The sequence below is a fragment of the Pimelobacter sp. 30-1 genome (genome assembly GCF_018831735.1).
In the GTDB taxonomy this organism is placed as follows: domain Bacteria; phylum Actinomycetota; class Actinomycetes; order Propionibacteriales; family Nocardioidaceae; genus Nocardioides.
The window spans coordinates 1-23,939 of record NZ_NHTS01000016.1; the positions used below are offsets into that span (position 1 = coordinate 1).

At 72.5% G+C, this 23,939-nt stretch carries 25 protein-coding genes; 7 read left to right on the top strand and 18 right to left on the bottom strand.

Annotated features, from left to right (window positions below):
* The 6 genes from CCO04_RS26315 to CCO04_RS26340 all read right to left on the bottom strand — a co-directional run.
* Positions 1-515, bottom strand: a 515-nt coding sequence (locus tag CCO04_RS26315) for a hypothetical protein (RefSeq protein ID WP_215817156.1), incomplete at its 3' end; no start/stop codon positions are given.
* Positions 516-703: 188 nt separating this feature from the next.
* Entirely contained in the window at positions 704-1,438 is a 735-nt protein-coding gene (locus tag CCO04_RS26320) for an EI24 domain-containing protein (protein ID WP_215817157.1), read from the bottom strand.
* 38 nt (positions 1,439-1,476) lie between these two features.
* Complete coding sequence (locus tag CCO04_RS26325; protein ID WP_215817158.1) at positions 1,477-2,433, bottom strand: co-chaperone YbbN; 957 nt, start codon at positions 2,431-2,433, stop codon at positions 1,477-1,479.
* A gap of 171 nt (positions 2,434-2,604) precedes the next feature.
* Positions 2,605-3,141 (bottom strand): PH domain-containing protein, encoded by a 537-nt coding sequence (locus CCO04_RS26330; protein ID WP_215817159.1) that lies wholly within the window; start codon positions 3,139-3,141, stop codon positions 2,605-2,607.
* 13 nt (positions 3,142-3,154) lie between these two features.
* On the bottom strand, positions 3,155-3,325 hold the full coding sequence (locus CCO04_RS26335; RefSeq protein ID WP_215817160.1) for a hypothetical protein: 171 nt from the start codon (positions 3,323-3,325) through the stop codon (positions 3,155-3,157).
* Between the two features lie 103 nt (positions 3,326-3,428).
* Positions 3,429-4,877 carry a M1 family metallopeptidase gene (locus tag CCO04_RS26340; protein ID WP_215817161.1) on the bottom strand — a complete coding sequence of 483 codons (1,449 nt, stop codon included), beginning with the start codon at positions 4,875-4,877 and terminating at the stop codon, positions 3,429-3,431.
* 173 nt (positions 4,878-5,050) lie between these two features.
* On the opposite strand from CCO04_RS26340, the gene CCO04_RS28970 reads away from it, so the two are divergent.
* Entirely contained in the window at positions 5,051-5,935 is an 885-nt protein-coding gene (locus tag CCO04_RS28970; protein ID WP_308281554.1) for an RIO1 family regulatory kinase/ATPase, read from the top strand.
* A gap of 9 nt (positions 5,936-5,944) precedes the next feature.
* Here CCO04_RS28970 and CCO04_RS26350 read toward each other — a convergent pair whose 3' ends face one another.
* A complete protein-coding gene (locus CCO04_RS26350; RefSeq protein WP_215817163.1) occupies positions 5,945-6,685 on the bottom strand; it encodes a sulfite exporter TauE/SafE family protein in 741 nt (246 codons plus the stop codon).
* A 157-nt stretch (positions 6,686-6,842) separates the two neighbouring features.
* Here CCO04_RS26350 and CCO04_RS26355 point away from each other — a divergent pair, with 157 nt between their 5' ends.
* A complete protein-coding gene (locus CCO04_RS26355; RefSeq protein WP_215817164.1) occupies positions 6,843-8,465 on the top strand; it encodes an ABC transporter substrate-binding protein in 1,623 nt (540 codons plus the stop codon).
* Positions 8,466-8,664: 199 nt separating this feature from the next.
* On the opposite strand, the gene CCO04_RS26360 is transcribed toward CCO04_RS26355, so the two are convergent.
* From CCO04_RS26360 to CCO04_RS26395, 8 genes are all read right to left on the bottom strand, one after another.
* On the bottom strand, positions 8,665-9,654 hold the full coding sequence (locus tag CCO04_RS26360) for a hypothetical protein (RefSeq protein ID WP_215817165.1): 990 nt from the start codon (positions 9,652-9,654) through the stop codon (positions 8,665-8,667).
* 156 nt (positions 9,655-9,810) lie between these two features.
* Positions 9,811-11,214, bottom strand: coding sequence for an amidase (locus CCO04_RS26365; RefSeq protein ID WP_215817166.1), 1,404 nt, complete (start codon positions 11,212-11,214; stop codon positions 9,811-9,813).
* Positions 11,214-12,221: an ABC transporter ATP-binding protein gene (locus CCO04_RS26370; RefSeq protein ID WP_215817167.1), complete on the bottom strand. Its 1,008-nt coding sequence runs from the start codon at positions 12,219-12,221 to the stop codon at positions 11,214-11,216. Before CCO04_RS26370 ends, CCO04_RS26365 begins: the two co-directional genes overlap by 1 nt.
* On the bottom strand, positions 12,211-13,203 hold the full coding sequence (locus CCO04_RS26375; protein ID WP_215817168.1) for an ABC transporter ATP-binding protein: 993 nt from the start codon (positions 13,201-13,203) through the stop codon (positions 12,211-12,213). Before CCO04_RS26375 ends, CCO04_RS26370 begins: the two co-directional genes overlap by 11 nt.
* Entirely contained in the window at positions 13,200-14,003 is an 804-nt protein-coding gene (locus CCO04_RS26380) for an ABC transporter permease (protein WP_215817169.1), read from the bottom strand. The genes CCO04_RS26375 and CCO04_RS26380 overlap by 4 nt, the downstream gene beginning before the upstream one ends.
* A gap of 31 nt (positions 14,004-14,034) precedes the next feature.
* Entirely contained in the window at positions 14,035-14,988 is a 954-nt protein-coding gene (locus CCO04_RS26385) for an ABC transporter permease (RefSeq protein ID WP_215817170.1), read from the bottom strand.
* Between the two features lie 21 nt (positions 14,989-15,009).
* On the bottom strand, positions 15,010-16,275 hold the full coding sequence (locus CCO04_RS26390; protein ID WP_215817171.1) for an NADH:flavin oxidoreductase: 1,266 nt from the start codon (positions 16,273-16,275) through the stop codon (positions 15,010-15,012).
* Positions 16,272-17,882, bottom strand: coding sequence for a class I adenylate-forming enzyme family protein (locus CCO04_RS26395; RefSeq protein WP_215817172.1), 1,611 nt, complete (start codon positions 17,880-17,882; stop codon positions 16,272-16,274). Before CCO04_RS26395 ends, CCO04_RS26390 begins: the two co-directional genes overlap by 4 nt.
* Before the next feature lie 102 nt (positions 17,883-17,984).
* Between CCO04_RS26395 and CCO04_RS26400 the strand changes: the two genes are divergently transcribed.
* Both CCO04_RS26400 and CCO04_RS26405 read left to right on the top strand, forming a co-directional pair.
* Positions 17,985-18,743 (top strand): SDR family NAD(P)-dependent oxidoreductase, encoded by a 759-nt coding sequence (locus CCO04_RS26400; RefSeq protein WP_215817173.1) that lies wholly within the window; start codon positions 17,985-17,987, stop codon positions 18,741-18,743.
* Positions 18,744-18,874: 131 nt separating this feature from the next.
* The gene (locus CCO04_RS26405; protein WP_215817174.1) at positions 18,875-19,192 is read left to right on the top strand and encodes a GIY-YIG nuclease family protein; all 318 of its coding nucleotides are present in this window, start codon (positions 18,875-18,877) and stop codon (positions 19,190-19,192) included.
* A 13-nt stretch (positions 19,193-19,205) separates the two neighbouring features.
* Here CCO04_RS26405 and CCO04_RS26410 read toward each other — a convergent pair whose 3' ends face one another.
* Both CCO04_RS26410 and CCO04_RS26415 read right to left on the bottom strand, forming a co-directional pair.
* Positions 19,206-19,994, bottom strand: a complete 789-nt coding sequence (locus CCO04_RS26410) for an SDR family oxidoreductase (RefSeq protein WP_215817175.1) — start codon at positions 19,992-19,994, stop codon at positions 19,206-19,208.
* Positions 19,995-20,002: 8 nt separating this feature from the next.
* Complete coding sequence (locus CCO04_RS26415; protein WP_215817176.1) at positions 20,003-20,635, bottom strand: TetR family transcriptional regulator; 633 nt, start codon at positions 20,633-20,635, stop codon at positions 20,003-20,005.
* A gap of 125 nt (positions 20,636-20,760) precedes the next feature.
* On the opposite strand from CCO04_RS26415, the gene CCO04_RS26420 reads away from it, so the two are divergent.
* From CCO04_RS26420 to CCO04_RS26430, 3 genes are read left to right on the top strand one after another with little or no spacing between them, the layout of a single operon-like run.
* Complete coding sequence (locus CCO04_RS26420; protein ID WP_252373955.1) at positions 20,761-21,894, top strand: Rieske 2Fe-2S domain-containing protein; 1,134 nt, start codon at positions 20,761-20,763, stop codon at positions 21,892-21,894.
* A complete protein-coding gene (locus tag CCO04_RS26425) occupies positions 21,891-22,208 on the top strand; it encodes a hypothetical protein (RefSeq protein ID WP_215817178.1) in 318 nt (105 codons plus the stop codon). The genes CCO04_RS26420 and CCO04_RS26425 overlap by 4 nt, the downstream gene beginning before the upstream one ends.
* Positions 22,201-22,992 (top strand): SDR family oxidoreductase, encoded by a 792-nt coding sequence (locus CCO04_RS26430; RefSeq protein WP_215817179.1) that lies wholly within the window; start codon positions 22,201-22,203, stop codon positions 22,990-22,992. The genes CCO04_RS26425 and CCO04_RS26430 overlap by 8 nt, the downstream gene beginning before the upstream one ends.
* On the opposite strand, the gene CCO04_RS26435 is transcribed toward CCO04_RS26430, so the two are convergent.
* A complete protein-coding gene (locus tag CCO04_RS26435; protein ID WP_215817180.1) occupies positions 22,979-23,806 on the bottom strand; it encodes an IclR family transcriptional regulator in 828 nt (275 codons plus the stop codon). The genes CCO04_RS26430 and CCO04_RS26435 overlap by 14 nt on opposite strands.
* Positions 23,807-23,939 lie beyond the last annotated feature (133 nt).

Sequence of the window (23,939 nt, forward strand, 5' to 3'; positions counted from 1 at the left end):
TTGACGCCGTCGGTCGCGCCGTAGGGGCAGTCGCCGGAGTTCGCGGTCTCCTCGAGCAGCCACGGGTAGGCGACCGTCGGGTTGCCCTGGAAGTCACCGAGCCGCAGCGTCAGCGTGCCGCCGATGTACGCCGAGCTCGTGCCCGCCGGATAGGTCAGGCCCTGGATCGGGTTGTTGTAGTGGATGATCGAGGCCAGCAGGAACGGCTGACCCGCGGTCACGCTGCCCGGCGCGCTGGCGTCGAAGCCCACGCCGCTCTGGCGGCCGAGGTCGAGCGAGCCCGGGCAGCTCTCCCCCGAGGGCCGGCCGTAGGCCACGTTCACCTCGCCCGCGGACGCCGTACCGGCGGCGGGGTTGTAGTTGATGCAGTCCGCGACCGTCCCGTCGACACCACCGACGCCGGAGACGGCGCCCGTGATGTTCGTCAGGGGCACCGCGGCCTGCGCCGGCGCGGCCATGGTGCCGGGCACCACGACTCCCGCCGCTGCGACCGCGAGCGCCGCGATCCAGCGCACCCCGCTCCCCCGAGTCCTTGCGTGCGTGTTCTTCCTGTGTGCGCGCATGACGGCGCGACCCATTGCCACCTGTCGGCTCCCTCGCCTGTTGTCCCTCATCAGCAGGGTGCGCTCCCCCCAGGCGCGCACCCTGTCCCGAGGGACAGACACCCCGGGACCTTGGTCCTTACGGGATGGCCGGGAAGTTTTTACCGACGCGGGTCGGTGGCGAGCGCCTCGCGCGCCAGGTACGTCGCCCCGGCCACCGCCGCGGGCATGACGAGGATGCCGCCGCCGGGCACCAGGAAGCAGGCCTGCACGCAGACCCCGAAGCCGAGCATCGCGCCGCGGTGCGGGCGCAGGAGCGCAGCCTGCGCGGCGCGGTCCATGCCGCGCGCCTCGAGGGCGCGCGAGACCAGCTCGCCGGCGAGCAGCCGGCCCGCGACGACGAGACCGAGCACCGCACCGACCACGGAGCCCACGACCGGCAGCAGGCCGATCACGAAGACCCCCACCGCGGTCACGATGCCGAGCCCCACGAGCACCAGGCCGTCGACCGCGCCGCGCACCCAGCCGACGCCCCGCTCGGGGACGTCACCGCCGAGCGAGAGCTCGACCTCTTTCCAGATCTTCTCGTAGAAGGGATCGCCCGCCGCGAGCGTGAGCCCGGTGAAGGTGACGATCGCGAGCATGCCCGCGCCGACGAGCACGAGGAGGTAGAGCGCGCCCCGGAACAGCCCGCGCGGGGCGTCCCCCCACCCGTCGGCGAACGGGGTCGCCCAGTCGATCAGGTCGTCGGCGACGAAGACCAGCGTCACCAGCGCCGCACCGACCAGGACGGCGACGATGAGCGCCGGCACGATGCCGAGCAGCATCAGGCGCGGCCGCTCCCGCCACATCCGCAGCCCGCGGAGGAGGAAGCCGACGCCGCGCCCGAAACCCATGGCCGTGCTCGTGCTCGCGCTCGGTGTCGCCGGTCGGCTCAGAAGAGCGCCGAGGCGAGGGCCTGGCGCCCCTTGAGCACCCGCGGGTCGTCGTTGCCGACCGCGCCGAAGAGGCCGATCAGGTGCTCGCGCACCCGATCGCGGTCCTTGCCCGCCGTCCGCCGGATCAGCTCGACGAGGCGCGCGAACGCGTCCTCGACGTGACCGCCGAGCATGTCGAGGTCGGCGACCATCGTCTGCGCGTCGATGTCGTCGGGGCTCGCCGCCGCGGCAGCCCGGGCCGCGTTGAGGTCGACGCCCTGGGTGCGCTGGAGGACCTTGGCCATCGAGAGCCCGGCCGCCGCCTCGTGGTCGGCGGGGTTGGCGTCGGCGAGCTTCTGGTACTCCGCGACCGCGGCGTCGATGTCCCCGGCGGCCAGCGCCTCTTGAGCCGGCGCGTAGCGCGGGTCGAGCTCGGGCTCGCCGTCCTCGCCCTCGGCGCCACCGGCACCGGCCCCGGCACCGCCGAAGGCGTTGGGCTGGTGCCGCCCGGCGATGCCCTGGGCGGTGAGCTGCTGGGCGAGCTGGTTGAACAGCGCCCGGATGTCGTCGATCGGCGCCGCCCCCGGGATGGGCTGGGTGGCCGGGCGACCGTCGAGGATCACCAGCATCAACGGCACCTGCGGGATCTGCATCGCCTGCGCGATCTGGGGCGAGGCGTCCACGTCGATGGAGGCGGCGAGGAACCGGCCGTCGTACTCGTCGGCGACGGTGGCGACGTCGCGCGCCATCTCGGTGCTCTCGGGCGACTGGGTCGGCGAGTGGAAGACCAGCACCACGGGCGCGGTCATCGAGGCCTCGAGGACCGTCTGGAAGTTCGCCTCGTCCACCGTGACCGAGTACGCCGTACCGCCGCCGGAGGCCGCGGGGGCGCTTCCGGCGGGGGCGGCGGGCCGCTGCTGCTTCAGTGCGGACAGGTCGATCGCACCGGGGCGGGAGAACGGCTGCTGCGTCATGGCGGCAATCCTACGGATCCGGCACCGGCACCCACGACAAGGCCACGGCGGGAACGCCGGACCAGACGCCGGACCAGGAGGTGGAGGGAGCGAGGAACGAGCGACCGGAGCCGACGCGGCCGGGGTTGCCGGCGTGCCGGGCGCCTCGACGACGCGCTCGGCCGGTCCGGGCTAGTTGGGCACGCGGGGCCCGCGCAGACCCGCTCGCTGGACCACCCGCTGGATGGCGAGGTCGCGGTCGTCGGGCCGCCCGACGTACCGGATGTCGCGCAGCCCCTGCTCCTGGGCGGCGGACTCGAAGCAGAAGTGCCCGAAGCCGAGCATCCGGCCGTGGAGCGGCTTCTTGACCGAGATGTCGAGGATCCGGCTCAGGGGCATGGTGGCCAGGCTCTGGGAGAGCACGCCGTGGACCCGGAAGACGCGCATGTTGGTGATCACGAAGCGGTCGCGCAGGACGGCGAGCCAGCCCCAGCCGGCGTGGAGCATGAGTCCGGCCGCGACGATGATGAGGAACCAGGCGACCTGGACCGAGACGAACCAGCTGCAGACGAGCAGCACGAGCGAGAGCGCCAGCTCGAGCGCGGGGCGGGTGTAGGCGAACCAGTGGTGGACCACCTCGTCGACGACGACCTCCCCCTCCTCGCGGAGCAGGTGCTTGCCGATCTTGGGATCGCCGAGCGAGCCCAGCAGGTCGGAGACGAACGCCATGGCAGGCGTCCCGTCAGTCCATCGCGCCGACGAAGTCGATGACGCCCTTGAAGGCCTGCGTGGCGAGGTCCCAGCCGCCGCCGGCGGCTTCCTTCGACGTGGTCGCCAGGCCCGAGGGGTCGGTGAACATCCAGAAGCCGAGGAACACGATCACGACGACACCGATGAGCTTCTTGGCGTCCATGTGCGGGTGTCTCCATCCTGGGTACGAGCGTGCCGTGGCGGCACAGGTCGACACATTCGTACCAAAGACCCCACCGGTCACACGGGAGGCGCGCCCGGGGGCGTCAGGCGCAGGCGTCGGTGAGGCCGTTGGCCGGCGTCGCGGCCGGGGCCTGCCCGCCGCGGAGCCAGGCGTCGAAGAAGCCGCTCAGGTCCGCACCGTGGACCTGGGTGGCGAGCGCCTCGAACTGCTCGACGGTGGCGTTGCCGCCGCGGTGGTCGCGGACCCAGGTCCGCAGCAGGGTGGTGAGCTGGGCCGGGCCGATCACGTTGCGCAGGGCGGCGATGACCATGGCGCCGCGGTCATAGACGGCGTCGTCGAAGACCCGGGCCGCGCCCGGGTTCGAGATGTCGAGGCGCCAGAACGAGCCGGTGTTGTCGCAGGTGGCGTCCCAGCGGTCGTCGAGCCAGGAGGCGACGCTCGGTCCGCCGTGCGCGGCGGCGTACTCGACCTCGAGGTACGACGCGAAGCCCTCGTTGAGCCAGATGTCGCGCCAGCGCCGCACCGCCACGCTGTCGCCGAACCACTGGTGGGCGAGCTCGTGGACCATCACGCTCGGGTAGATCCACGAGCCGTAGGTCGGGCGGGTCTGGTTCTCCAGCGCGAAGCCCACGTCGAGCCCGGTGACCAGACCGCCGGTCGAGCCGAAGGGGTAGGTGCCGAGGCGGCGCTGGAGCCAGTCGGTCATCCCCGCCGTACGCCGCAGCATCCGCACCGACTGCGCGCGCAGGGCGGCCGGGAGCTGCTTCGAGACCGCGTTGTAGAACGGGATGCCCGCCGCCGAGCGGCCCTTCTCGACCACGAAGTCACCGGCCGCGAAGAACGCCAGGTAGGTCGCCATCGGGTCCGTCATCCGCCAGTGGGTCGTCGCCCGGGCGCCGGAGACCTTGCGCGCCACCCGGCGGCCGTTGCTGATGACCTGCTTGCCGCGCGGCGCGGTCACCCGGATGTCGAAGGTCGCCTTGTCGGAGGGGTGGTCGTTGGACGGGAACCACCACGGCGCCATGTGCGGCTGGTTCATCGCGACGACCTCGCGCCGGTCGGCCAGCCAGTTGCGCTCACCGGCGTAGCCGACGGCGCCGGGGCGCCCGGCATAGGTCACCACGGCCTGGAACCGGCTGCCCTGGGCGATCGGGCGCTTCGGGACGATGCGCAGCTCGTGCTTGCTCGGCTTGCGGAAGCGCGCCGGCCGCCCGTCGACCGTGACCGCGGTGACCGGCAGCAGCAGGTCGAGCGAGAACGACTTGAGGTCGGCGGTCGCGACCATCGTCGCGGCCGTGCGCCCGGTCAGCCGGCCCGAGGCGAAGTCGTAGGCCACCCGGACGTCGTAGTGGCGCGCGTCGGTGCCGCCGTTGCCGTCGAGCGGCCAGTACGGGTCGCCGCCGCGGTCGGAGCCGGCGCTCGGCGTACCGGCCTCGGCGGACCCGGCAGGCTCGGCCTGGGCCGCGGGTACCGCCGCGAGGCCGGGCAGGCAGAGGACGAGCAGGAGCACCAGCAGGATCCGATTGCGCACCGACTCAACCTATGTCGCCGGAAAATCGGTTGCCACCCGATTCTCCGATCCGGCACGCTGGGCCGGTTCCGTCCGCGACCACCGCGGGCCCCCTCGAGAGGAGCGTGACATGTCGATCGCTGTCGTCGGCCTGCCCTCAGTCCGCAACCTCCTCTCGACCTCAAGGAACCACCGTGTCCCAGGAGCACTCCTCCACCCCTGATCTCAGCGCAGATCTCGGCGCAGACCTCTCGGACCTCGACGCCCGCTTCGTCTTCGACTACCAGGCGTACGACGACCTGGCCGCCGGCCAGCGCTGGTCCACCTGGCTCTCCGTCGAGCCGCTCTCCCGCGGCCCCGAGCCGCGCCCCGACTGGGTCGTCACGTCCCAGGGCGCGATCGACACCGAGCTCGGCATCCTCAAGACCGGCAAGGAAGCCGACGTCTTCCTGCTCGACCGCAGCGACCCGCACGACCCCGCCCAGTCGGTGGTGATGGCAGCCAAGCGCTACCGCTCGACCGAGCACCGCACGTTCCACCGCTCGGCGACCTACACCGAGGGCCGCAGCATGCGCCGCTCCCGCGACGAGCGGGCGCTCAAGCGCAAGAGCACCTTCGGCCGCGAGGTCGCCGCCGGCGAGTGGGCGGTCTCGGAGTGGACGGCGCTCAACCGCTGCTGGTCGCTGGGCCTGCCGGTCCCCTACCCGGTCCAGGTCGACGGCACCGAGATCCTCATGGAGTGGATCGCCGGCGCCGACGGCGAGACCGCGCCGCGGCTCGCCCAGACCCGGCCGGAGCCGGCCCTGCTCGCGTCGTACTACGAGCAGCTGCGCGAGGCGATGCTGACGCTCGTGCAGTCCGGGCTGGTGCACGGCGACCTGTCGCCGTACAACATCCTGGCGGCGGACGAGCGGCTCGTGATCATCGACCTGCCCCAGCTCGTCGACCTGGTCGGCAACGCCCAGGGCTTCGACTTCCTGCTCCGCGACTGCACCAACATCTGCACGTGGTTCGCGCGACGGGGGCTGGAGGTCGATCCGCAGGAGCTGTTCGGCGAGCTGATGGCGCACGCGTTCTAGGGGCGCGGGTCAGAACGCCGCTCCGACCAGCGCGCCGACGCCGCTGAGCAGGACGAGCCCGATCGTCAGCAGGTCGAACCGCCGGGCGTCCAGGCGCCCGGCCAGGGCCAGGCCGACGGCGTTGCCGACGAGCCCGGCGAGGAGCCAGCCCGCGGTCGTCGCGGTGACCGGCAGCACGAACGCGCTGCCGGTCACCGCGAGCGCCGCCAGCGTGAGGCAGTTGCCCACCGCGAAGAACACGCTCAGGTCGGCGAGCCGAGTCCGGACCGTCGCGCCGCTGCGGGCCAGCAGCACCGCGGGCGGGATGCCGTTGAGGCTCGTCGTGATCCCCATCAGGCCGCTGCAGGCGCCGGTGAGCGCGGTGGCAGGCACGGAGACGCCCGGGTGGTCCGCGGGCACCTCGCGGGCGGCGAGGAGGTAGAGCCCGCTCGCCAGCACGAGGACGCCGGCCGCCACCTCCAGCGCGTGCTGCGGCACCACCCGCGTGGTGACCACGCCCAGCGCGATGCCGGGGACCGAGCCCGCGACCAGCACCGCCGTCCGCCGTACGTCGACGTCGGCGCGCAGCGCCACCACCGAGGGCAGCCGGGTCACGATCGCCAGCACCAGGTTGAGCGCCACCGCCTCCGGCAGCGGTACGCCGAGCAGGAGCAGCACCGGGAGGAAGAGCAACGAGCTGGCGAACCCGACGAGGCCGCCCACGGCGTACGCGAGGAAGGCGCCGGCCGCGCCGACGACGAGCGTCACCATGCGGCGGACGCTAGGGGCGCCCGACCGGCCGTCCCGGGGCGCTTCCCGGTGAGCGGGATCGCTCGACGAGGCTCGGCGCCCGGCGCTCCTAGCGTGACGCGCAACACACCTCCGGACGCCGGCTCTCGGCGCTCCGGACGAACCCTCTGGAGGATCTGTGAGGAACCGCATCACGACACGGAGCCGGGTCGCCGTCGCTCTCCTGGCGACCACGCTGCTGGCTGCCGGATGCGCCGGCTCGGGCGGCTCGGACGACACGGACGGCACGGGCGGATCGCCGTCCGGCAAGCAGGAGATCTACGCCGCGGGCGTGGTCGGCGACCAGAAGGACGCGGGCGACCCGGTCGACGGCGGCACGCTGACGCTCGCCGACTACTCCGAGGCCCGCAGCCTCGACCCCACCAAGACCATCCCCAACGGCGCCGCGGGCGGCAACGCCCTCGCCGCCGTCTACGACGTGCTGATGCGCTACGACCAGCCCACCGACAAGTTCGAGCCCTGGCTCGCGAAGTCGCTCACCACCGAGGACAACGTCACCTGGACGCTCGAGCTGCGCGAGGGCGTCACGTTCTCGGACGGTACGCCGCTCGACGCCCGCGCGGTCGTCGGCAGCATCGGCTACTACATGCAGAACGCCGGTTACAACACGCTCCTGCTCGCGACCAACATCAAGGACATGAAGCCGCAGGGCGAGCGCACCGTGGTGTTCACCCTCCACCAGCCGTGGATCACGTTCCCCAACATGCTCGCCAGCGGGCCGGGCATGATCATGGCGCCCGCGTCGTACCAGGGCGGGCCGGACAAGTTCCGCCCCATCGGCGCCGGACCGTTCGTGCTCAAGGACTACAAGCCCGCCGAGGAGCTGGTCCTCGACGCGAATCCCCAGTACTGGGGCGGCAAACCGCACCTGGAGTCGGTCCGCTTCGTCTGGCTCGGCAGTGACGACGACCGGCTGAAGTCGCTCACCGACGGCTCGGTCGACCTCACCAGCATCCGCGCACCGCAGACGCTGGAGAAGGCCCGCAAGGACGGCTTCGCCGGCATCATGGCGCCCAGCGGCCTCGGCAGCCTCTACTGGCTCAACAACCGCGAGGGGCGCGCGGCGTCCGACGTACGGGTGCGCCAGGCGATCAACTACGCCATCGACCCCAAGGTCGTCGCCGAGCGCGTCAACGGCGGAGCGGGCCTGCCGGGACGCAACATCTTCTCCCCCAGCGCGCCGTACTACTCCGACGTGGCGACCTCCGACTACGACCCGGAGAAGGCCAAGGAGCTGCTGAAGGCCGCCAAGGCTGACGGGTACGACGGCACGCTGACCTACATCGGCCAGTCCGACCAGGCCTCGCAGACCCAGGCGGTCACCGTGCAGGCGCTGCTCGAGGCGGTCGGCTTCACGGTCAAGACCGACCTGCTCCGCAATATCGCCGACCAGACCCAGCGCATCTACGTCACCCACGACTACGACATCGCCGTGGCCGCGATGAGCATCCCCGACGAGGACCCGTACTCGCGCCTGGCCACCAACCTCAACAGCAAGTCCCCGCAGAACCCCTCCGGCTACGCCGACCCGAAGATGGACGACCTGATCGCCCAGCTGCAGGCCGCCTCCGGAGCCGACGCGACCGCGCTGCTCAAGCAGATCAACGAGCTGTGGCAGGAGACCGTCCCCGGTGTCGCCATGGGCGCGGGCGCGTTCTTCATGCCGTGGAACGACGACGTCCACGGTGTCTCCTCGACGTCCGAGACACTGCTGCTGCTCGGGCAGGCCTGGAAGAGCTGACCCTCCCCCTCCCCGCGCGCCCCACCCGACCACGTCGGGTGGGGCGCGCCCTTGTCCGAGGTGCGGGGGTTGCTGGCGCGAAGTCTGGGGGTTGCTGGTGCGAGGTGCGGGGGTTGCTGGCGCGAAGTGCGCGGGTTGCTGGCGCGAGGTGCGGGGGTTGCTGGCGCGAAGTGTGGGGGTTGCTGGTGCGAGGCGCGGATCACCGCCCCCGCCACCGGTACGACGCCCCGCCGCCACCCCCGTCCGGCCTCCGCACATAGCGCCGCTTCCCCACCCGCCCCGGCGTCCGTACGGCGATCGCCTCCCCCAGCTCGCCCAACCACCCCGCCCGCCGCTCCGCCGCCAGGTCACCCCGGCGGACCACGAGCACGATCCAGCCGCCCGCGTCGAGCGCCGCCCGTCGTACGTCATCGCGCTCGCGATCCTCGGGCAGCGAGTGGAACCGCTCGCCGTCGTACTCGATGGCGATGCGGAGGTGCTCGTAGGCGTTCTCGAGCCGCGCGCGCCCCCACCCGGACACCACGACGTCGACCTGCGCCGCCGGCATCGGGAGGCCCTCGTCGTGCACCATGAGGCGCACCCACGACTCCGGCTGGGAGTCCGCGCGATCCGTGGAGAGCGGAACCAGCTCGCGCAGCTGGATCACGCCGCGGCGGCCGCGGTAGCGCGGCAGGATCGCCTCGAAGTCGCCCAAGGTGAGGCCATAGGCACGGCGGAACTCGTCGATGGTCGCCAGCGCCCGGTAGCGCCCGTAGAGGCAGCCGATGTCGCAGGCGGTCCGCAGCGGCGTCGTCACGCGCACGCCGCCGGCAAGCGTCACGACGTCGCTCTCGGCCAGATCGCGCTTGCCACCGAGGATCCCGTCGCGGACCGACGGTCCCTTGCCCCCGGCCGACACGACCTCGAGCCGCGGCAGAAGGTCGTGCTCCTCGAGCGCGAGGACATCGATCCCCAGCAACCACGCGGCGGACCGATCACCGACCACCGCGTGCGACGGGAGGACCAGTGCTGCAGCCTGGGCACGCAGGTCGACCGAGTCAGGTACGACGGCGGCCACGTAGACGCCGTACAGGACGGGGCGGACCTGGCCGCTCGTGACGAGCGCACCCAGCCTGTTGCGGGTCAGCCCGGCGGCGCGCGCCATCGCCGCGGTGAAGGGGCGGCCGTCCATCTGGTGCACCAGAGTCATGCGCCCAGGCTGGGGGCTGGAACGCGGTCACCGGACCCGAGAAGGCGCGGGCTGGGGAAGACCGGCGGTCACCCGCCAGCGTGTGGACGTACGGTGGACGGCCCTGGGACCGGTGGGACACCTCGGCGCAGCAACCCCCGCACTTCGTGGGAAAGGTCAGCGGTAGGCCGGGGCCAGCAGCGGCCACGGCCGTGCGGCCTCGACCTGCGTGGCGAGCGCGAGGAGCGTCCCCTCCGCACCCAGGTCGCCGACGAAGTGCGCACCGAGCGGCAGGCCGGCTGCGTCGAGCCCGCAGGGCAGCGACATCGCGGGCATCCCGGTGGCGTTGGCGACCGCGGTGAACGACGAGTAGTCGCCGCCGCGCTGCCACATGACGGCCGGGTCCGTGGTGTCGAGGACACCGAGCTCGGGGACCGGGAGCGGCAGCGTGGGGGTGAGCAGGAGGTCGAAGCGGTCGAACATCGTGCCCACCTGCCAGCCGACCGTCTGCACCGCGGCGAGCGCGTCGTACACGTCGACGGGCGTCATGGTGGCGCGGTAGTGGTCGTGGATCATCCGGGTGAACGGCTCGAGGTCGTCGTCGCGCAGGTCCCGGCCGAGCTCGGCCAGGCGGTGCTCGACGTCGGCGAGGAGCGAGACGCCCATCAGGGTGCCGAACCCGCTCATCAGCAGCTCGGCGTCGTACGCCGGCTCGACCTCCTCGACGACGTGTCCCAGGTCCTCGCAGAGCGCGGCCGTCGTACGGACGGCGTCGACGACCTCGGGTGAGACGACGCCGCCGTCGGCGCGCCGGGTCAGCAGACCGATCCGCAGCCGCAGCGGCGCGTGGGCCGCCTGGGCGACGAAGGGCGAGGACGGCGTGGGCGCCGCCAGGGCGTCCCCGTGCAAGGGGCCCGACGACAGGTCGAGCAGGAGCGCGGAGTCCCGGACCGAGCGCGTGAGCGCGTGGTTGGCGGACAGGGGCGCGGCGAGCGTCCCCGCGACCGGGTACGTCGTCACCCGCCCACGGCTCGGCTTGAGCCCGAAGAGCCCGCACGCCGAGGCCGGGATCCGGATCGAGCCGCCCCCGTCGTTGCCGTGGGCCACCGGCACCAGGCCGGCCGACACGGCCGCGGCCGCACCGCCCGAGGAGCCGCCCGGTGAGTGCGTGGTCGCCCACGGGTTGCGGGTGGGGCCGTGCAGGAGCGGCTCGGTGCTGGCGTTCTTGCCGAGCTCGGGGCTGTTGGTGACGCCGAGCACGACCATGCCGGCCCGGCGGTAGCGCTGCACGAGCGCGCTGTCCTCGGTGGACACGGCGTCGGCCCACAGCCGGCTGCCCCGGGTCAGCGGCAGCCCGGCGACCTGCATGCCGAGGTCCTTCACCAGTGTCGGTACGCCGTGCAGCGGCCCCGCCGGAAGCCCGGCGTTCACCTCGGCGAGTGCCTGCTCGAAGCGTTCGGCCACGACGGCGTTGAGGACGCCGTCGTGCTCCTCGATCCGGGCGATGGCGTCTGTGACGACCTCGCGCGCGGACACCTCCCCCGAGCGGATGGCGGCAGCGGTGGCGATGGCGTCGTGCATCAGGACTCCTCGACGTGGTGGCAGGCGGTGAACTGGCCGGGCCGGACCTCGCGCAGCACCGGCTCCTCGGCCGCGCAGCGCTCGGTGGCGAGCGGGCAGCGGGTCCGGAACCGGCAGCCCGACGGCGGCGCCAGCGGCGAGGGCAGCTCGCCCACGACCGCGGCAGCAGGGTCCGCAGGGTCCGCCGGGTCCGCGGCGTCCTCGGCGCCGGAGGACTCGGGCACGGACGCGAGCAGCAGCCGGGTGTACGGGTGCAGCGCGGCCTCCAGGGACGCCGACGGGAGCACCTCGCAGGTCTTGCCGAGGTACATCACGAGCACCCGGTCGCTGATGTTCTTCACGACGGCGACGTCGTGGGCGATGAAGATCATGCTGAGCCGCAGCCGCTCGCGCGCCCGCTCCAGCAGGTTGAGGATCTGGGCCTGCACCGACACGTCCAGGCTCGACACGGGCTCGTCGCAGATGAGCACGTCGGGGTCGAGCGCGAGCGAGCGCGCGATGCAGACCCGCTGGCACTGGCCGCCGGACAGCTCGTGGGGCCGCCGGTCCCGCACGGTCGCCGGATCGAGCCCGACCGACGAGAGCAGCTCGTCGACGAACCGGTCCCGGTCCCGCTCGCCCCAGCCCCAGATCTCCAGGCCCTCGACGACGAGGTCCTTGACCCGGCGGCGGGGGTTGAGCGCGGAGACCGGGTCCTGGAGGACGAGCTGCATGCGGGCGCGGGCCGCGCGCATCCGGCGTGCGGGCAGGGCGGTCAGGTCGACGTCGCCCAGCCGCACCTCGCCGGACGTCGGCGGCGGCAGCTGCATCACGGCCCGCCCGGCGCTGGACTTGCCGCAGCCGGACTCGCCGAGGATCCCGAGCGTCTCGCCCGGCAGGAGGTCGAGGCTCAGCCCCGAGACGGCGTGGACGGTGCCGCGGCCCGCCGGGTACTCGACGACCAGGTCGTCGACGACGAGGGCCCGCTCGGCCTCAGGGCGCAGGTGCGCGGTGCCACTACCGGCCACGGGAGACCTCCAGGATCGGATGGTGGCAGGCTACGTCGCGCCCGCCCGGGACGTCGGTCACGGCGGGCTGGTCTGCCCGGCACCGGTCGGAGGCGGACCCGCAGCGCGGCGCGAAGCGGCAGCCCTCCGGGGGGCGGCCCATGTCCGGCGGGTTGCCCTCGATGGTGCGCAGCACCGTGTGCGGGGCGTTCGAGAGCCGCGGGATCGAGGCCAGCAGCGCGTCGGTGTAGGGATGCCGCGGTGCGCCGAAGACCGGGCGGGTGGGGCCGGACTCGACCGTGCGGCCGGCGTACATGACCTGGACGCGGTCGGTCCGGCCGGCGACGGCGCCGAGGTCGTGGCTGACCAGCACCAGGGCCATGGTGCGCTCGGCGACGAGTGAGCCGAGCAGGTCGAGGATCTGCTTCTGCACGGTCACGTCGAGCGCCGTCGTCGGCTCGTCGGCGATGAGCAGCCGCGGGTCGCACGCGAGGGCGGTGGCGATGACGACGCGCTGGCGCATACCGCCGGAGAGCTCGTGGGGGTACTGGCGCATCCGCCGGGCGGGCTCCGGGATCCCGACCTGGCGGAGCAGGTCGATGCCGCGCTCCGTCGCCTCCGCGCGCGAGCAGCGCAGGTGCCGGCGCAGCGTCTCGGTGAGATGGGTGCCGACCCGCTTGACCGGGTTGAGCGAGGTCATCGGGTCCTGGAACACCATCGCGACCTCCGGGCCCCAGAGCCGGCGGCGCTCAGCAGGCCGCAGGTCGTGCACCGAGCGGCCGTCGAGCAGCACGGATCCGGACACGGTGGTGGTCGCGCTGGAGCCGATCAGGCCCATCACGGTGCGTCCGAGCACGGACTTTCCGGAGCCGGACTCCCCCACCAGTCCGAGGGATTCTCCCGGCGCGAGCGAGAACGAGACGCCGTCCACCGCGTGCACGTCGCCGCGCGCGGTGTGGAAGACGGTACGGAGGTCGGTGACCTCCAGCAGGGGCGTGGTCACAGCTTGGCGCTCCTCGGGTCCCAGCGCTTCTGCGCCTTCTCCCCCAACAGGTTGAACGAGAACACGGTCAGGAACAAGCAGATCCCCGGCACCACCACGATGAACGGGTGCTCCTGCATCACGCCGCCCTGTCCCTCGGCGATCATGTTCCCCCAGGTGGGCTGCGGCTGCTCGATGCCGATGCCGAGGAACGACAGCGACGCCTCGGCGACCACGAGCACCGAGATCATCACCACCGACAGCGACAGCACCGGCAGGACCACGTTCGGCAGCACCTCGCGCAGCATCAGCCGCACCCGGCTGGCGCCGAGCGCCCGGGCGGCGAGCACGTACTCGCGCTGCGCGACGGTGATCGTGTTGGCCCGCGCCAGCCGCACCATGCTGGGGATCGTCAGCAGGGACAGGGCGAACGCGATACTGCGCACGCTCGGGTCGAGCACGGTGCCGAGGGCGATGAGCAGGATCAGCGGCGGTACGGCGAGCAGCGCGTTGGACGCGATGCCGACGACCCGGTCGGTGGTGCCCCGCACGAAGCCCGAGACCAGTCCGACCAGGCCGCCGACCGTCGTACCGATGAGGACGGCGAGGAGGGCGATCACGATGGAGGTCCGGGCGCCGTAGACCGCGCGGGCGAGCACGTCGAGGCCGTAGTTGTTGGTGCCGAGCGGGTGCTCCGCACCGAGCCCGCCCGGCGAGGCGAAGACCGGCTGGGTCAGGCCGGCGACGGAGTCGTCGTGGTTGCCCAGGGGCAGCAGCGGCGCGAGCAGCGCCGCACCGAGGACCAGCGTCAGCCAGGTCATGCCCAGCCAGAAGACGAGATCGAGACGTTTCCTAGACGTGCGCACGGCGGGTCCTCGGGTCGAGCAGCCCGTAGCTGCGGTCGATCAGGGTGTTGCTGGCGACGTAGACGAGGGCGATGACGAGCACCGCCCCCTGCACGACCGGGTAGTTGCCCTGGTTGGCGGCGTCGATGACGAGCTTGCCCATGCCGGGCAGCGCGAAGAGGTACTCGACGATCACGGTGCTCCCCACCAGGCGCCCGATGCTCAGCCCGAGCACGGTGACGAGCGAGAACGACGACGGGCGCAGCGCGTCGCTGACCATGATCCGCAGCGGCGACATGCCTCGTGCTCGCGCGGCGAGGATGAAGTCCTCGTGCAGCGTGGTGACCAGGTCGCCGCGCAGGATGCGGGTAAACATCGCCGCCTCCATCAGCGCGATCGTGAGCGCCGGCAGGAAGGCGTGGTGCAGGTTGCCGCCGATGCTGTCTCCCAGGCGCACCCACTCGTTGCGGGCGAAGAGGCCCAGCCCGTCGACCAGGAGGGCGATGAGCACGATCCCGATGAGGAACGACGGCATCGACAGCAGGCCGAAGGTCATCGCGCTGATCGCCCGGTCCGCCCGCCCGCCCTGGTGGTACGCCGACCACATCGCCAGCGGGACCGCGATGACGAGCGCCATCACGAGACCGAGCACCGCGAGCTCCAGGCTCACCGGGAAGGCGGAGACGATGCGGTCCAGCACGCTGGTCTGCGGGGGCACCAGGGACGTGCCGAGGTCGCCGTGCAGGACGCCGCCCAGCCAGTCGCCGTACCGGGCGAGGAGGGGCTGGTCGAGCCCGAGCTCGTGGCGCATCGCGGCGTACTCCTGGGGCGTGCGGCCCTCGCCGAGCACCGCCACCGCGGGGTCACCGGGGACCAGCGAGAGCAGCAGGAAGACGCCGATGCTGACCAGGAACAGGACCGCGGCCAGCTCCAGGACGGAGAGGAGAAGTCGTCGAGCCACAGGAGGAACCTCGCACCCGTCTCAGCCGGCGCGGTGTGACGCGTCCCACTCACCGGAAGGCTCGGCGGGCGTGCCCGCGTAGCCCTCCGGCTTGCCCCAGCTCGCGCTGCGGGTGGTCCGGCGATCGACCAGCACGCAGCGGGTCCCGGTGTAGTTGGTGGGCATGCACTTGTTGCAGTGGATGCAGAGCGACGTACGGGTCGCGTCGGCCTGCATCCGGTGGACGAGGTCGGGCTCGCGCAGCAGGGCGCGCGCCATCGCGACGAAGCCGAATCCCTCGGCCATGGCGGTGTCCATGACCGCGCGGCTGGTCACTCCCCCGAGCAGGATCATCGGCAGGTCCACCGCCGCGCGGACCTGCTTGGCGTCCTCCAGCAGGAAGCCGTCGGTGTAGGGATAGCTCTTGAGCAGCCGGTGGCCGATGAGCTTGACGCCGGCCTTGACCGGCTGCGGCATGACCCCGGCGAACTCGTCGAGGGGGACGTCGCCCTTGAACAGGTACATCGGGTTGAGCAGCGAGCTGCCGGCCGTCATCTCCAGCCCGTCGAGCGTGCCGTCGGCCTCCAGCCACTGGGCGACCGGGATCGCCTCGTCGAGCCAGAAGCCGCCGGGGGCGCCGTCGTCCATGTTCATCTTGGCGACGATCGCGATCCGGTCCCCGACGGCGTCGCGCACCGCCTGCATGATCTCGCGCGCCAGGCGGGCGCGGTTGCGCAGACCGCCGCCGTAGCCGTCGTCACGGTGGTTGAGCTTGGGGCTGAGGAAGGCGCTGGCCAGGTAGTTGTGGCCCAGGTGCACCTCGACGGCGTCGAACCCGGCCTCGACGGCACGGACCGCGGCGCGGCCGTGGGCGGCGACGATCCGCTCCAGGTCGGCGACGGTCGCCTGCTGGGCCTTGTTCATCGCGATCACGTTGACCCGTGCGGACGGCGCCAGCGCGGGCGCGCGGTTGCCGCGGGACTCGGCGACCGGTCCCCCGTGCCCGATCTGCGCGCTGACCGCCGCACCCTCGGCGTGGACGGCGTCGGTGAGGGCGCGCAGGCCGGGCATGGCCTCGTCGGTCCAGAGCACCTGGTGCCGGTCGGTGCGGCCGTCCTTGTCGACGGCGAGGTAGGCGACCGTCGTCATGCCGACCCCGCCCCGGGCGTAGGCGACGTGGAAGTCGATGAGGTCCTGGGTGACCCGGCCGCGGTGGCTGAGCCCCTCGTACGTCGCCGCCTTGATCGTGCGGTTGCGCAGGGTGACCGGGCCGAGCCGGCCGGGGCTGAAGACGTCGGGGGCGCTCACCGGGCGACCGCCGTACGGACGACCTTGCCGGTGGCGTTGCGCGGCAACGGGTCTACGCCGATCCGCCAGTGGGCCGGGACCTTGTAGTGCGCGAGCTCCTGCCGGGCGTGAGCCTCCAGCCTCGCCCGCAGCACCGCGGGATCGGCCTGCGGGTCAGCCGGTACGACGACCGCCGCGACCTCCTGCCCGAGGTCGTCGTGCGGGACGCCGAGCACGACGCACTCGCGGACCTCGGGGTGATCGGTGAGCACCGCCTCGACCTCGGCGGGATAGACGTTCTCGCCGCCGCGGATGATCAGGTCGGTCCGCCGCGCGACGAGCCGGATCCGGCCCTTGTCGTCGAAGATCCCGAGGTCGCCGGTGTGCAGCCAGCGCTCGTCGTCGATCGCGGCGGCAGTGGCCTCGGGGTTCTCCCAGTAGCCGAGCATGTTGTAGGCGCTGCGCACGCAGATCTCCCCCTCCTCGCCGGGCGGGAGCACGTTGCCCAGCGCATCGCGGACCTCCATCTCGACCCCGACGATCGGCGTGCCGAGCGTGCCCGGCGCCTCGGCGAGGTCGAGCGGCGTCGCCAGCGCGACGGCCGTGCACGACTCGGTGAGTCCGTAGCTGTCGACCAGCGCGCCGGCGAACGGCAGGTGCGCGCGCAGCCGCTCCTTGAACGCGGTGCTCGACGGCGCCGAGGCGAGCGAGAAGGCGTAGAGCGACGAGGTGTCGTAGTCGCCGACCCCGTCGAACTCCAGCAGCCGGTTGGCCATCGTCGGCACCGCACCCCAGTGGGTGACGTGCGCGTCCTGCACGAGCTGCAGCACCCGGGCCGGGTCGAAGGCGCCGAGGTGCAGCGCGACGGTGCTCCCGTTGGCGAGGCGCGGCACGGCCAGGTTGTGCAGGCTGCCGACGTGGAAGAGGGGCATCGCCAGCAGGTAGACCTTGTCCTGAGGGGCCACCGGGTCGCCGTACCGGGCGGCCATGGCGTCCATGCTGCGGTGGAAGCCGATCACCGAGCAGAGGTTGCGGTGGGTGTGGACGGCGCCCTTGGGGCGGCCCGACGTACCGGAGGTGAAGAGGATGACGGCCGGGTCGTCCTCGGCGACGTCGGCGCTCGGCAGTGCCGCGTCCGGGTACGCCGTGGCGAGGGCGTTGTCGACGTCCAGGACGGGGATGTCGGCGTCGGCGTCGGTGTCGAGGAGCGCGCGCCGCCGCTCGTCGGCGAGCACCAGCACGGGCCGGGTCAGCTCGAGCGCGTGCCGCAGCTCGCGCGGCGACCACCAGGCGTTGCAGCCGACGGCGATCGCGCCGATCGACACGGTCGCCCAGAAGGTCTCGATCCAGGCCTGCGAGTTGGCGGCCGCGATCGCGACCCGGTCTCCCTTGCGGACGCCGTGGTCGTGCCGCAGCGCGTGCGCCAGCGAGGACACCCGGCGGGCGTGCTCGGCAAAGGTCAGCCGCCCGTCGAGCGTCACGACGTAGGGCCGGTCGCCGTGCTCCAGCGACGCGGCGAGCACCTCGTGCAGCGCGCGGAAGCGGTCCGGGAACACCTGCACAGGGGCGCCCAGGACCGTCTCCACGCGCAGCTCGGTCACGGTCGTCCCCTCGGTCGTCGATGTCATGGCGGGGAGTATTCGGCGGGGCTCGGGCCGTCGGCTGCGAAGGCTCCCGGTGACCGGGATGCGGGCGCGCCGGGCGCGCGTCGTACCCCTGAGGGTGGCGCCATGAACGCACTGCAGGGGAATGTCGCCATCGTCACCGGAGCCGGTCAGGGGGTCGGGCAGGGCATCGCGCTCGCCCTCGCCACCGAGGGCGTGTCGGTCGCCGTGGTCGGCCGGACCGTGGCCAAGCTCGAGGAGACCTGCGCCCTGCTGCGGTCCCGCGGCGTCCGGGCCGAGGCGTACGCCCTCGACCTGCTCGACACCGACGCCATCGCGCCGCTGGTCGACCGGATCGCCGGCGACTTCGGGCGCCTCGACATCCTCGTCAACAACGCCTACGACGGCGTGATGATGCCGCTGCTCGACATGAGCCAGAAGAACTTCACCAAGGGCTTCGTCACCGGCCCCTTCGCCGCCTTCGCCTTCATGAAGGCCGCGCACCCCCACCTCGTCGCCGCCGGCGGCGGCTCGATCGTCAACCTCGTCACCTCCGCGATGGTCCGCTGGGACCCCACCACCTACGGCGCCTACGCCGCCGCCAAGACCGCCCTGCGCTCACTGACCCGCACCGCCGCGGTCGAGTGGGCCCCCGACGGCATCCGGGTCAACAGCGTCGCCCCGCACGCCCTCTCCCCCGGTCTGAAGTGGTGGACCGAGACCCACCCCGAGGAGGCCGCCGAGTTCGTCGCCGCCATCCCGATGAAGCGTATCGGCGACCCCGAGGCGGACATCGGGCGCGCGGTCGTCGCGCTCGTCGGGCCGGACCTGGCCTACCTCACGGGCGCGACGGTGCCGCTGGACGGCGGGCAGGCGCACTTCTGACTCCGGTGGTTGAGGTGCGAGGCCGGCCACGGCCGAGCCTCAAACCTCCGGAGGTTCGCGAGCCGCCGCGGCGATCCACAGGACGCCGATCCGATGGTTTGCCCGGACTGCTGCAGCGGCAGCGATACTCCATGCCCTGGACCTACATGCTGCGTTGCAGCGATCAGTCGTACTACGTCGGAAGCACCTGGGACCTCGACGGCCGTGTCTGGCAGCACAACCACAGCGACCTCGGTGCCGCATACACCCGGCGTCGGAGGCCCGTCGAGCTCGTCTGGAGCGTCTGGTTCGAACGAATCGAGGATGCCTTCTCCTACGAGAAGAGGATCCAGGGGTGGAGCCGGAAGAAGCGCGAGGCACTCATCCACAACGACTACGAGGCTCTTCCGGGTCTCTCGCGGCGTGCCGCTGTGCAGCGCAAGGCAGGTGGTTTCGAGGCTCCTCGCTAGCGCTCGTCACACCTCAACCACCGGTGGAGGTGAGCGCCTCGGCCCCGCCGTCAACAAAGACCACCTGCCCCGCCATGTGCGAGTTCTCCGGCGCGACCAGCCACAGCAGGGCGTTCGCGATCGCCTCGGGCGGGGCGTAGCCGTTCAGAGGCATCGGTACGGCGGCGTCCATGACCGCCTTCCACTGCGGGTTCGAGACGAGCTCGGCCGTCATCGGCGTCAGTACGACGCCCGGCGCGATCGCGTTGACCGCGATCCCCGCCCCGGCGAAGTCGTCGGTGACCGCGATCCGGCGCAGCCAGCGGTTGAGCGCGGCCTTGGTCGAGGCGTAGATCTCGTGCGGGCGGCCGTCGGCGACGGCCTTCTCGGCGAGAGCGAGGGCGGCGGCCTCGGTGCCGGTCAGGCAGGCCTCGACGAGTGCGGGGTCGTGGGGCTGGGTCGAGGAGATGGAGCTGACCAGGGCGACCCGTGGGGCGGGCGCGGCGGCGAGCAGGGGGCGCAGGCCGAGCACGAGGTCGACGGTGCCGAAGTAGTTGACGCTCACCTGGGGAGCGCCGGCGCGGCTGAGGCCGGCGCAGGTGATGAGGCCGTCGAGCGGGGCGTCTCCGAGGGCGGAGGCGAGGCCGGACACGGCGGACGCCCGGCCGTCGGCGGTGGAGAGATCGGCGCAGACCTCGGCGTCGCGCAGGTCGACGCCGAGGACGCGGTCGCCGCGCGAGCGCAGCAGGGCGGCGGTGGTCGCGCCGATGCCGGAGGCGACGCCGGTCACGGCGATCACCCGGCCGGTCACGCGGCTGGTCACGCTGCCGGTCATGCCACGGCCGCCGGGCCGTCGTACCGGGGGCCGAGCAGGAGCCGGGTGGCGAGGCGGATGTCGGCCTCGGCCTGCTCGGCGGTGATGACGCCGTTGAGGACCGAGACCAGGACGCCGTACCAGGTCTGCTCGGTGATCCGGACCATCCGGAAGTCCTCGTCCTCGGGCTCGGCGACGCCGAGCGCGCGCAGCAGGACGCGATGGAACGCCGCATTGGCCTCGGTGTACTCGCGGCCGCCCTGGAGCTGCGCGGCGTTGTTGGCCTGGAGCATGGCGGTGGCGAGCTGGGGGCGGGCGAGCAGGCCGCGGCCGGCGCCGATCAGGACGTCGGCGACGGCGTCCGCGCGCTCGCCCGGCGTACCGACGGCGATGACGTCCGCGCCGGCGCTGCTGAGGCGCTGGATCTGGCTGTGCAGCACCCCGACGAAGAGGTCGGTCTTGGACGGGAAGTAGCGGTAGAGCGTGGCGATCGCGACGCCGGCCTCCTTGGCCACGTCGTTCATCTGCATCCGCTCGAGCCCGTGCTCGGCGCCGAGCTTGCTGGCGGCGCGGAGGATCCGGCGGTAGCGGTCCTTCTGCTCCGCGGAGGTGGGCTCGGCGGGCTGCCGGGCCTCGGCGATTCGCGGCACGCGTCACTCCTGGTGTCTCGATGGACCGCCATCCTCGGCCCGCACCGCACTCGCGGTCCTCGCAGGCTACCGCTGAGTGGGACCGTGGACGGCGTGCCGCGCGCCCGCCGCCGCAGACTCCCCCCATGACGCTCAACGACCACGTCCGGCAGATCGAGGTGGATGCCGGCCCGCGCCGGTTCGCCCGCGGGTGGCACTGCCTCGGCCTGGCCCGCGACCTCGCCGACGGGCAGCCGCACCAGGTCAACGCCTTCGGCCAGAAGCTCGTCGTCTTCGCCGGCGAGGACGGCGAGCTCAACGTCCTCGACGCCTACTGCCGCCACATGGGCGGCGACCTGTCCCAGGGCACCGTCAAGGGCAACGAGATCGCGTGCCCCTTCCACGACTGGCGCTGGGGCGGCGACGGCCGCTGCAAGCAGATCCCCTATGCCCGGCGCGTCCCCCTCCGCGCCCGTACGGCGGCCTGGCCGACGCTCGTGCAGGACGGCATGGTCTTCGTCTGGAACGACCCCGAGGGCAACCCGCCGCCCGCCGACGTGACCATCCCCCGCATCCCCCAGGTCGACGACGACCGGTGGACCGAGTGGCTCTGGTACGAGACGGTCATCGAGGGCGCCAACTGCCGCGAGATCGTCGACAACGTCGTGGACATGGCGCACTTCTTCTACATCCACTACTCGTTCCCGACGTACTTCAAGAACGTCTTCGAGGGCACGAGCGCCTACCAGTACATGAACGGCGACGGCCGCGAGGACGTCCGGCCCGCCCGGCCCTCGAAGAGCAACCCGACGGTCCTCGGCACGACGAGCGTGGCGGCGTACCACGGGCCGAGCTTCATGATCGACGAGGTGACCTACCACTACGAGGACCTCGACGTGGACACGATCCTGATCAACTGCCACTACCCGATCGACGAGAGCTCGTTCGTGCTGCAGTACGGGATCATCGTGGAGAAGAAGGACGGCATCTCCGACGAGGAGGCCGACCTGATGGCGGAGAAGACCGGCAAGTTCATCCGCTACGGCTTCGAGCAGGACGTCGCGATCTGGAAGAACAAGGCGCGGATCGACAACCCGCTGCTGTGCGAGGAGGACGGGCCGGTCTACCAGCTGCGGCGGTGGTACCAGCAGTTCTACGTCGACGCCGCCGAGGTCACCGCGGAGATGACCGACCGGTTCGAGTTCGAGATCGACACGACGCGGCCCAACGAGGCCTGGCGTGCGGAGGTCGAGCAGAACCTCGCCGCACGGCGCTCATGACCGGCCCCCGGCCGGACGTCCGACTGGAGTCCGCGCCGATGCAGCCGGTCGGGTGCGGGACGTGCGGCGCCGAGGTCCTCGCCCGCAAGAGCAGCTGGGACCAGACCACCGTGCAGTGGAACACGGCCGCGCTCGCCCGCTGCCCCGAGCGCCGTACGACGCAGGGCGCTGCCGTCTCCGACCGCCCCAACCGCAACGCCTTCCCGGGCTGCGCGGCCCTGCGCGCCTCGCTGCGTGCGGCCGCCGTCGCGGGCACCCTCGACGTGCAGTCCGACGAACCCCTCAAGACCAACCCGGAGGCCGCTCATGACTGATCCCGACCGCTACGGACCGTGGGCCGTCGTCGCCGGCGGCTCCGAGGGCGTGGGCGCCGAGTTCGCCCGGGCGCTGGCCGGCGCCGGCCTCAACCTGGTGCTCGTCGCCCGCAAGCCCGGTCCGCTCGAGGAGACCGCCGCATCGGTGCGTGACCTCGGCGTCGAGGTGCGCACCGTCGCCGCCGACCTCACCGATCCCGCCTCCATAGCGGCGGTCACCGCCGCCACGGCCGACGTCGAGGTGGGCCTGCTGATCTACAACGCGGGCGCCAACACGCACGGCCGCGCGTTCACGCAGGGCACCTTGGCGGGCTTCCAGGGCGTGATCGACCTCAACATCACCGCGCTGCTGGCGCTGACCCACCACTACGCCCTGCCGATGCGGGAGCGGGGCCGCGGCGGGATCCTGCTCGTCGGCTCACTCGCCGGCTACGTCGGTACGTCGACCGAGGGCGTCTACGGTGGCGTCAAGGCGTTCAGCCGGATCTTCGCCGAGGGCCTGTGGGCCGAGCTGCGCGAGCACGGCGTCGACGTCCTCGAGCTCGTCCTCGGCGTCACCCGCACACCCGCGATGGAGCGGGCCGGGCTCGACTTCGACCTGCCCGGCCTGCACGTCTCGGAGCCGGCCGACGTCGCCCGCGAGGGCCTCGCCGCGCTCCCCCACGGGCCGGTGCACGTCGTCAGCGGCAACGAGGACGTCGTGGCGATGCGCTCGACCGACGACCGCGCGCGGCTCGTGGCGGGGACCGAGAAGGTCCTGCGCCGCCTCCTCAGTCCTCGGTGACGTGCAGCCGCTGGCTGCGCAGGTCGAGGTCGGGGTAGAGGTCCTCGGAGATCCGCCGCGCGGCGTCCAGGACCAGCGGCGCGACCCGCTCGAGCGCCGTACCGACCGCGGCGACGACGGACAGCGCGCCGATCGGCCCCTGCGGCCCGCGCACCGCGGAGGCCAGGCAGGCGATGTCGGGGAAGCACTCCCCGCGCTCGAACGCGAGCCCGCTGCGGGCACGGATCCGGACCAGCTCGCCGTGCAGCACGTCGAGCTCGCCGATCGTGGCCGCGGTCCGGGTGGGCAGGTGGTCGCCGACGAGCTCGTCGACGCGCTCGGGCTCCAGCCAGGCGAGCATCGCCTTGCCGAGCCCGGTGCAGTGCGCGGGCGCGGAGCCGCCGACGCGCGAGGGGACGGTCGCCGCGAACGGCCCGCCCAGCTTGTCGAGGTAGCGCACCCGGTCGCCGTCGAGCACCGCCAGGTGGATCACCGCACCGGTGCGCAGCAGCAGGTCGTGCAGGTACGGCGACGCCGCCGCGCGCAGGTCCGCCTCACCCGCCGAGCCGCCGCCGAGCACGAGCGAGCGGCGGCCGAGGCCGTAGCCGCTGGTGCCGTGCTCCAGCCAGTCGAGGCGGACGAGCTGGTCGAGGATCCGGTGCGCCGTGGAGCGCGGGAGCCCGGTCGAGCGGGCGATCTCCTCCAGGCTCAGCCAGGTCTGGCGGGTGGTGAACCGGTCGAGGATGAGCGTCATCCGCTCGACCATCGACGGCGGCAGCTCGCGTGCCGCGGCCGTGCTGATGACATCCACCTGCTCCATGACCAGCGCCGACATGGGTCCTCCCGGAGATCCAGAACTGAAATGAATTCTAGTGACGACGGTAACACCGGGGACGAACCCTCCGGAAGACCATTTCTGAAATTCGTTCTACTTCCAGTGATCGGGACGCCCGGCCGCACCCGCGGCG

What these genes read in the sequence shown, in the direction of transcription:
- CCO04_RS26420 (WP_252373955.1), top strand. Translation starts at nt 20,761, where the DNA reads ATGACGCTCAACGACCACGTCCGGCAGATCGAGGTGGATGCCGGCCCG.
- CCO04_RS26330 (WP_215817159.1), bottom strand. Translation starts at nt 3,141, where the DNA reads ATGGCGTTCGTCTCCGACCTGCTGGGCTCGCTCGGCGATCCCAAGATC.
- CCO04_RS26430 (WP_215817179.1), top strand. Translation starts at nt 22,201, where the DNA reads ATGACTGATCCCGACCGCTACGGACCGTGGGCCGTCGTCGCCGGCGGC.
- CCO04_RS26360 (WP_215817165.1), bottom strand. Translation starts at nt 9,654, where the DNA reads ATGACTCTGGTGCACCAGATGGACGGCCGCCCCTTCACCGCGGCGATG.
- CCO04_RS26380 (WP_215817169.1), bottom strand. Translation starts at nt 14,003, where the DNA reads ATGACCTGGCTGACGCTGGTCCTCGGTGCGGCGCTGCTCGCGCCGCTG.
- CCO04_RS26400 (WP_215817173.1), top strand. Translation starts at nt 17,985, where the DNA reads ATGAACGCACTGCAGGGGAATGTCGCCATCGTCACCGGAGCCGGTCAG.
- CCO04_RS26435 (WP_215817180.1), bottom strand. Translation starts at nt 23,806, where the DNA reads ATGTCGGCGCTGGTCATGGAGCAGGTGGATGTCATCAGCACGGCCGCG.
- CCO04_RS26365 (WP_215817166.1), bottom strand. Translation starts at nt 11,214, where the DNA reads ATGCACGACGCCATCGCCACCGCTGCCGCCATCCGCTCGGGGGAGGTG.
- CCO04_RS26425 (WP_215817178.1), top strand. Translation starts at nt 21,891, where the DNA reads ATGACCGGCCCCCGGCCGGACGTCCGACTGGAGTCCGCGCCGATGCAG.
- CCO04_RS26350 (WP_215817163.1), bottom strand. Translation starts at nt 6,685, where the DNA reads ATGGTGACGCTCGTCGTCGGCGCGGCCGGCGCCTTCCTCGCGTACGCC.
- CCO04_RS26325 (WP_215817158.1), bottom strand. Translation starts at nt 2,433, where the DNA reads ATGACGCAGCAGCCGTTCTCCCGCCCCGGTGCGATCGACCTGTCCGCA.
- CCO04_RS26395 (WP_215817172.1), bottom strand. Translation starts at nt 17,882, where the DNA reads ATGACATCGACGACCGAGGGGACGACCGTGACCGAGCTGCGCGTGGAG.
- CCO04_RS26320 (WP_215817157.1), bottom strand. Translation starts at nt 1,438, where the DNA reads ATGGGTTTCGGGCGCGGCGTCGGCTTCCTCCTCCGCGGGCTGCGGATG.
- CCO04_RS26335 (WP_215817160.1), bottom strand. Translation starts at nt 3,325, where the DNA reads ATGGACGCCAAGAAGCTCATCGGTGTCGTCGTGATCGTGTTCCTCGGC.
- CCO04_RS26405 (WP_215817174.1), top strand. Translation starts at nt 18,875, where the DNA reads ATGCCCTGGACCTACATGCTGCGTTGCAGCGATCAGTCGTACTACGTC.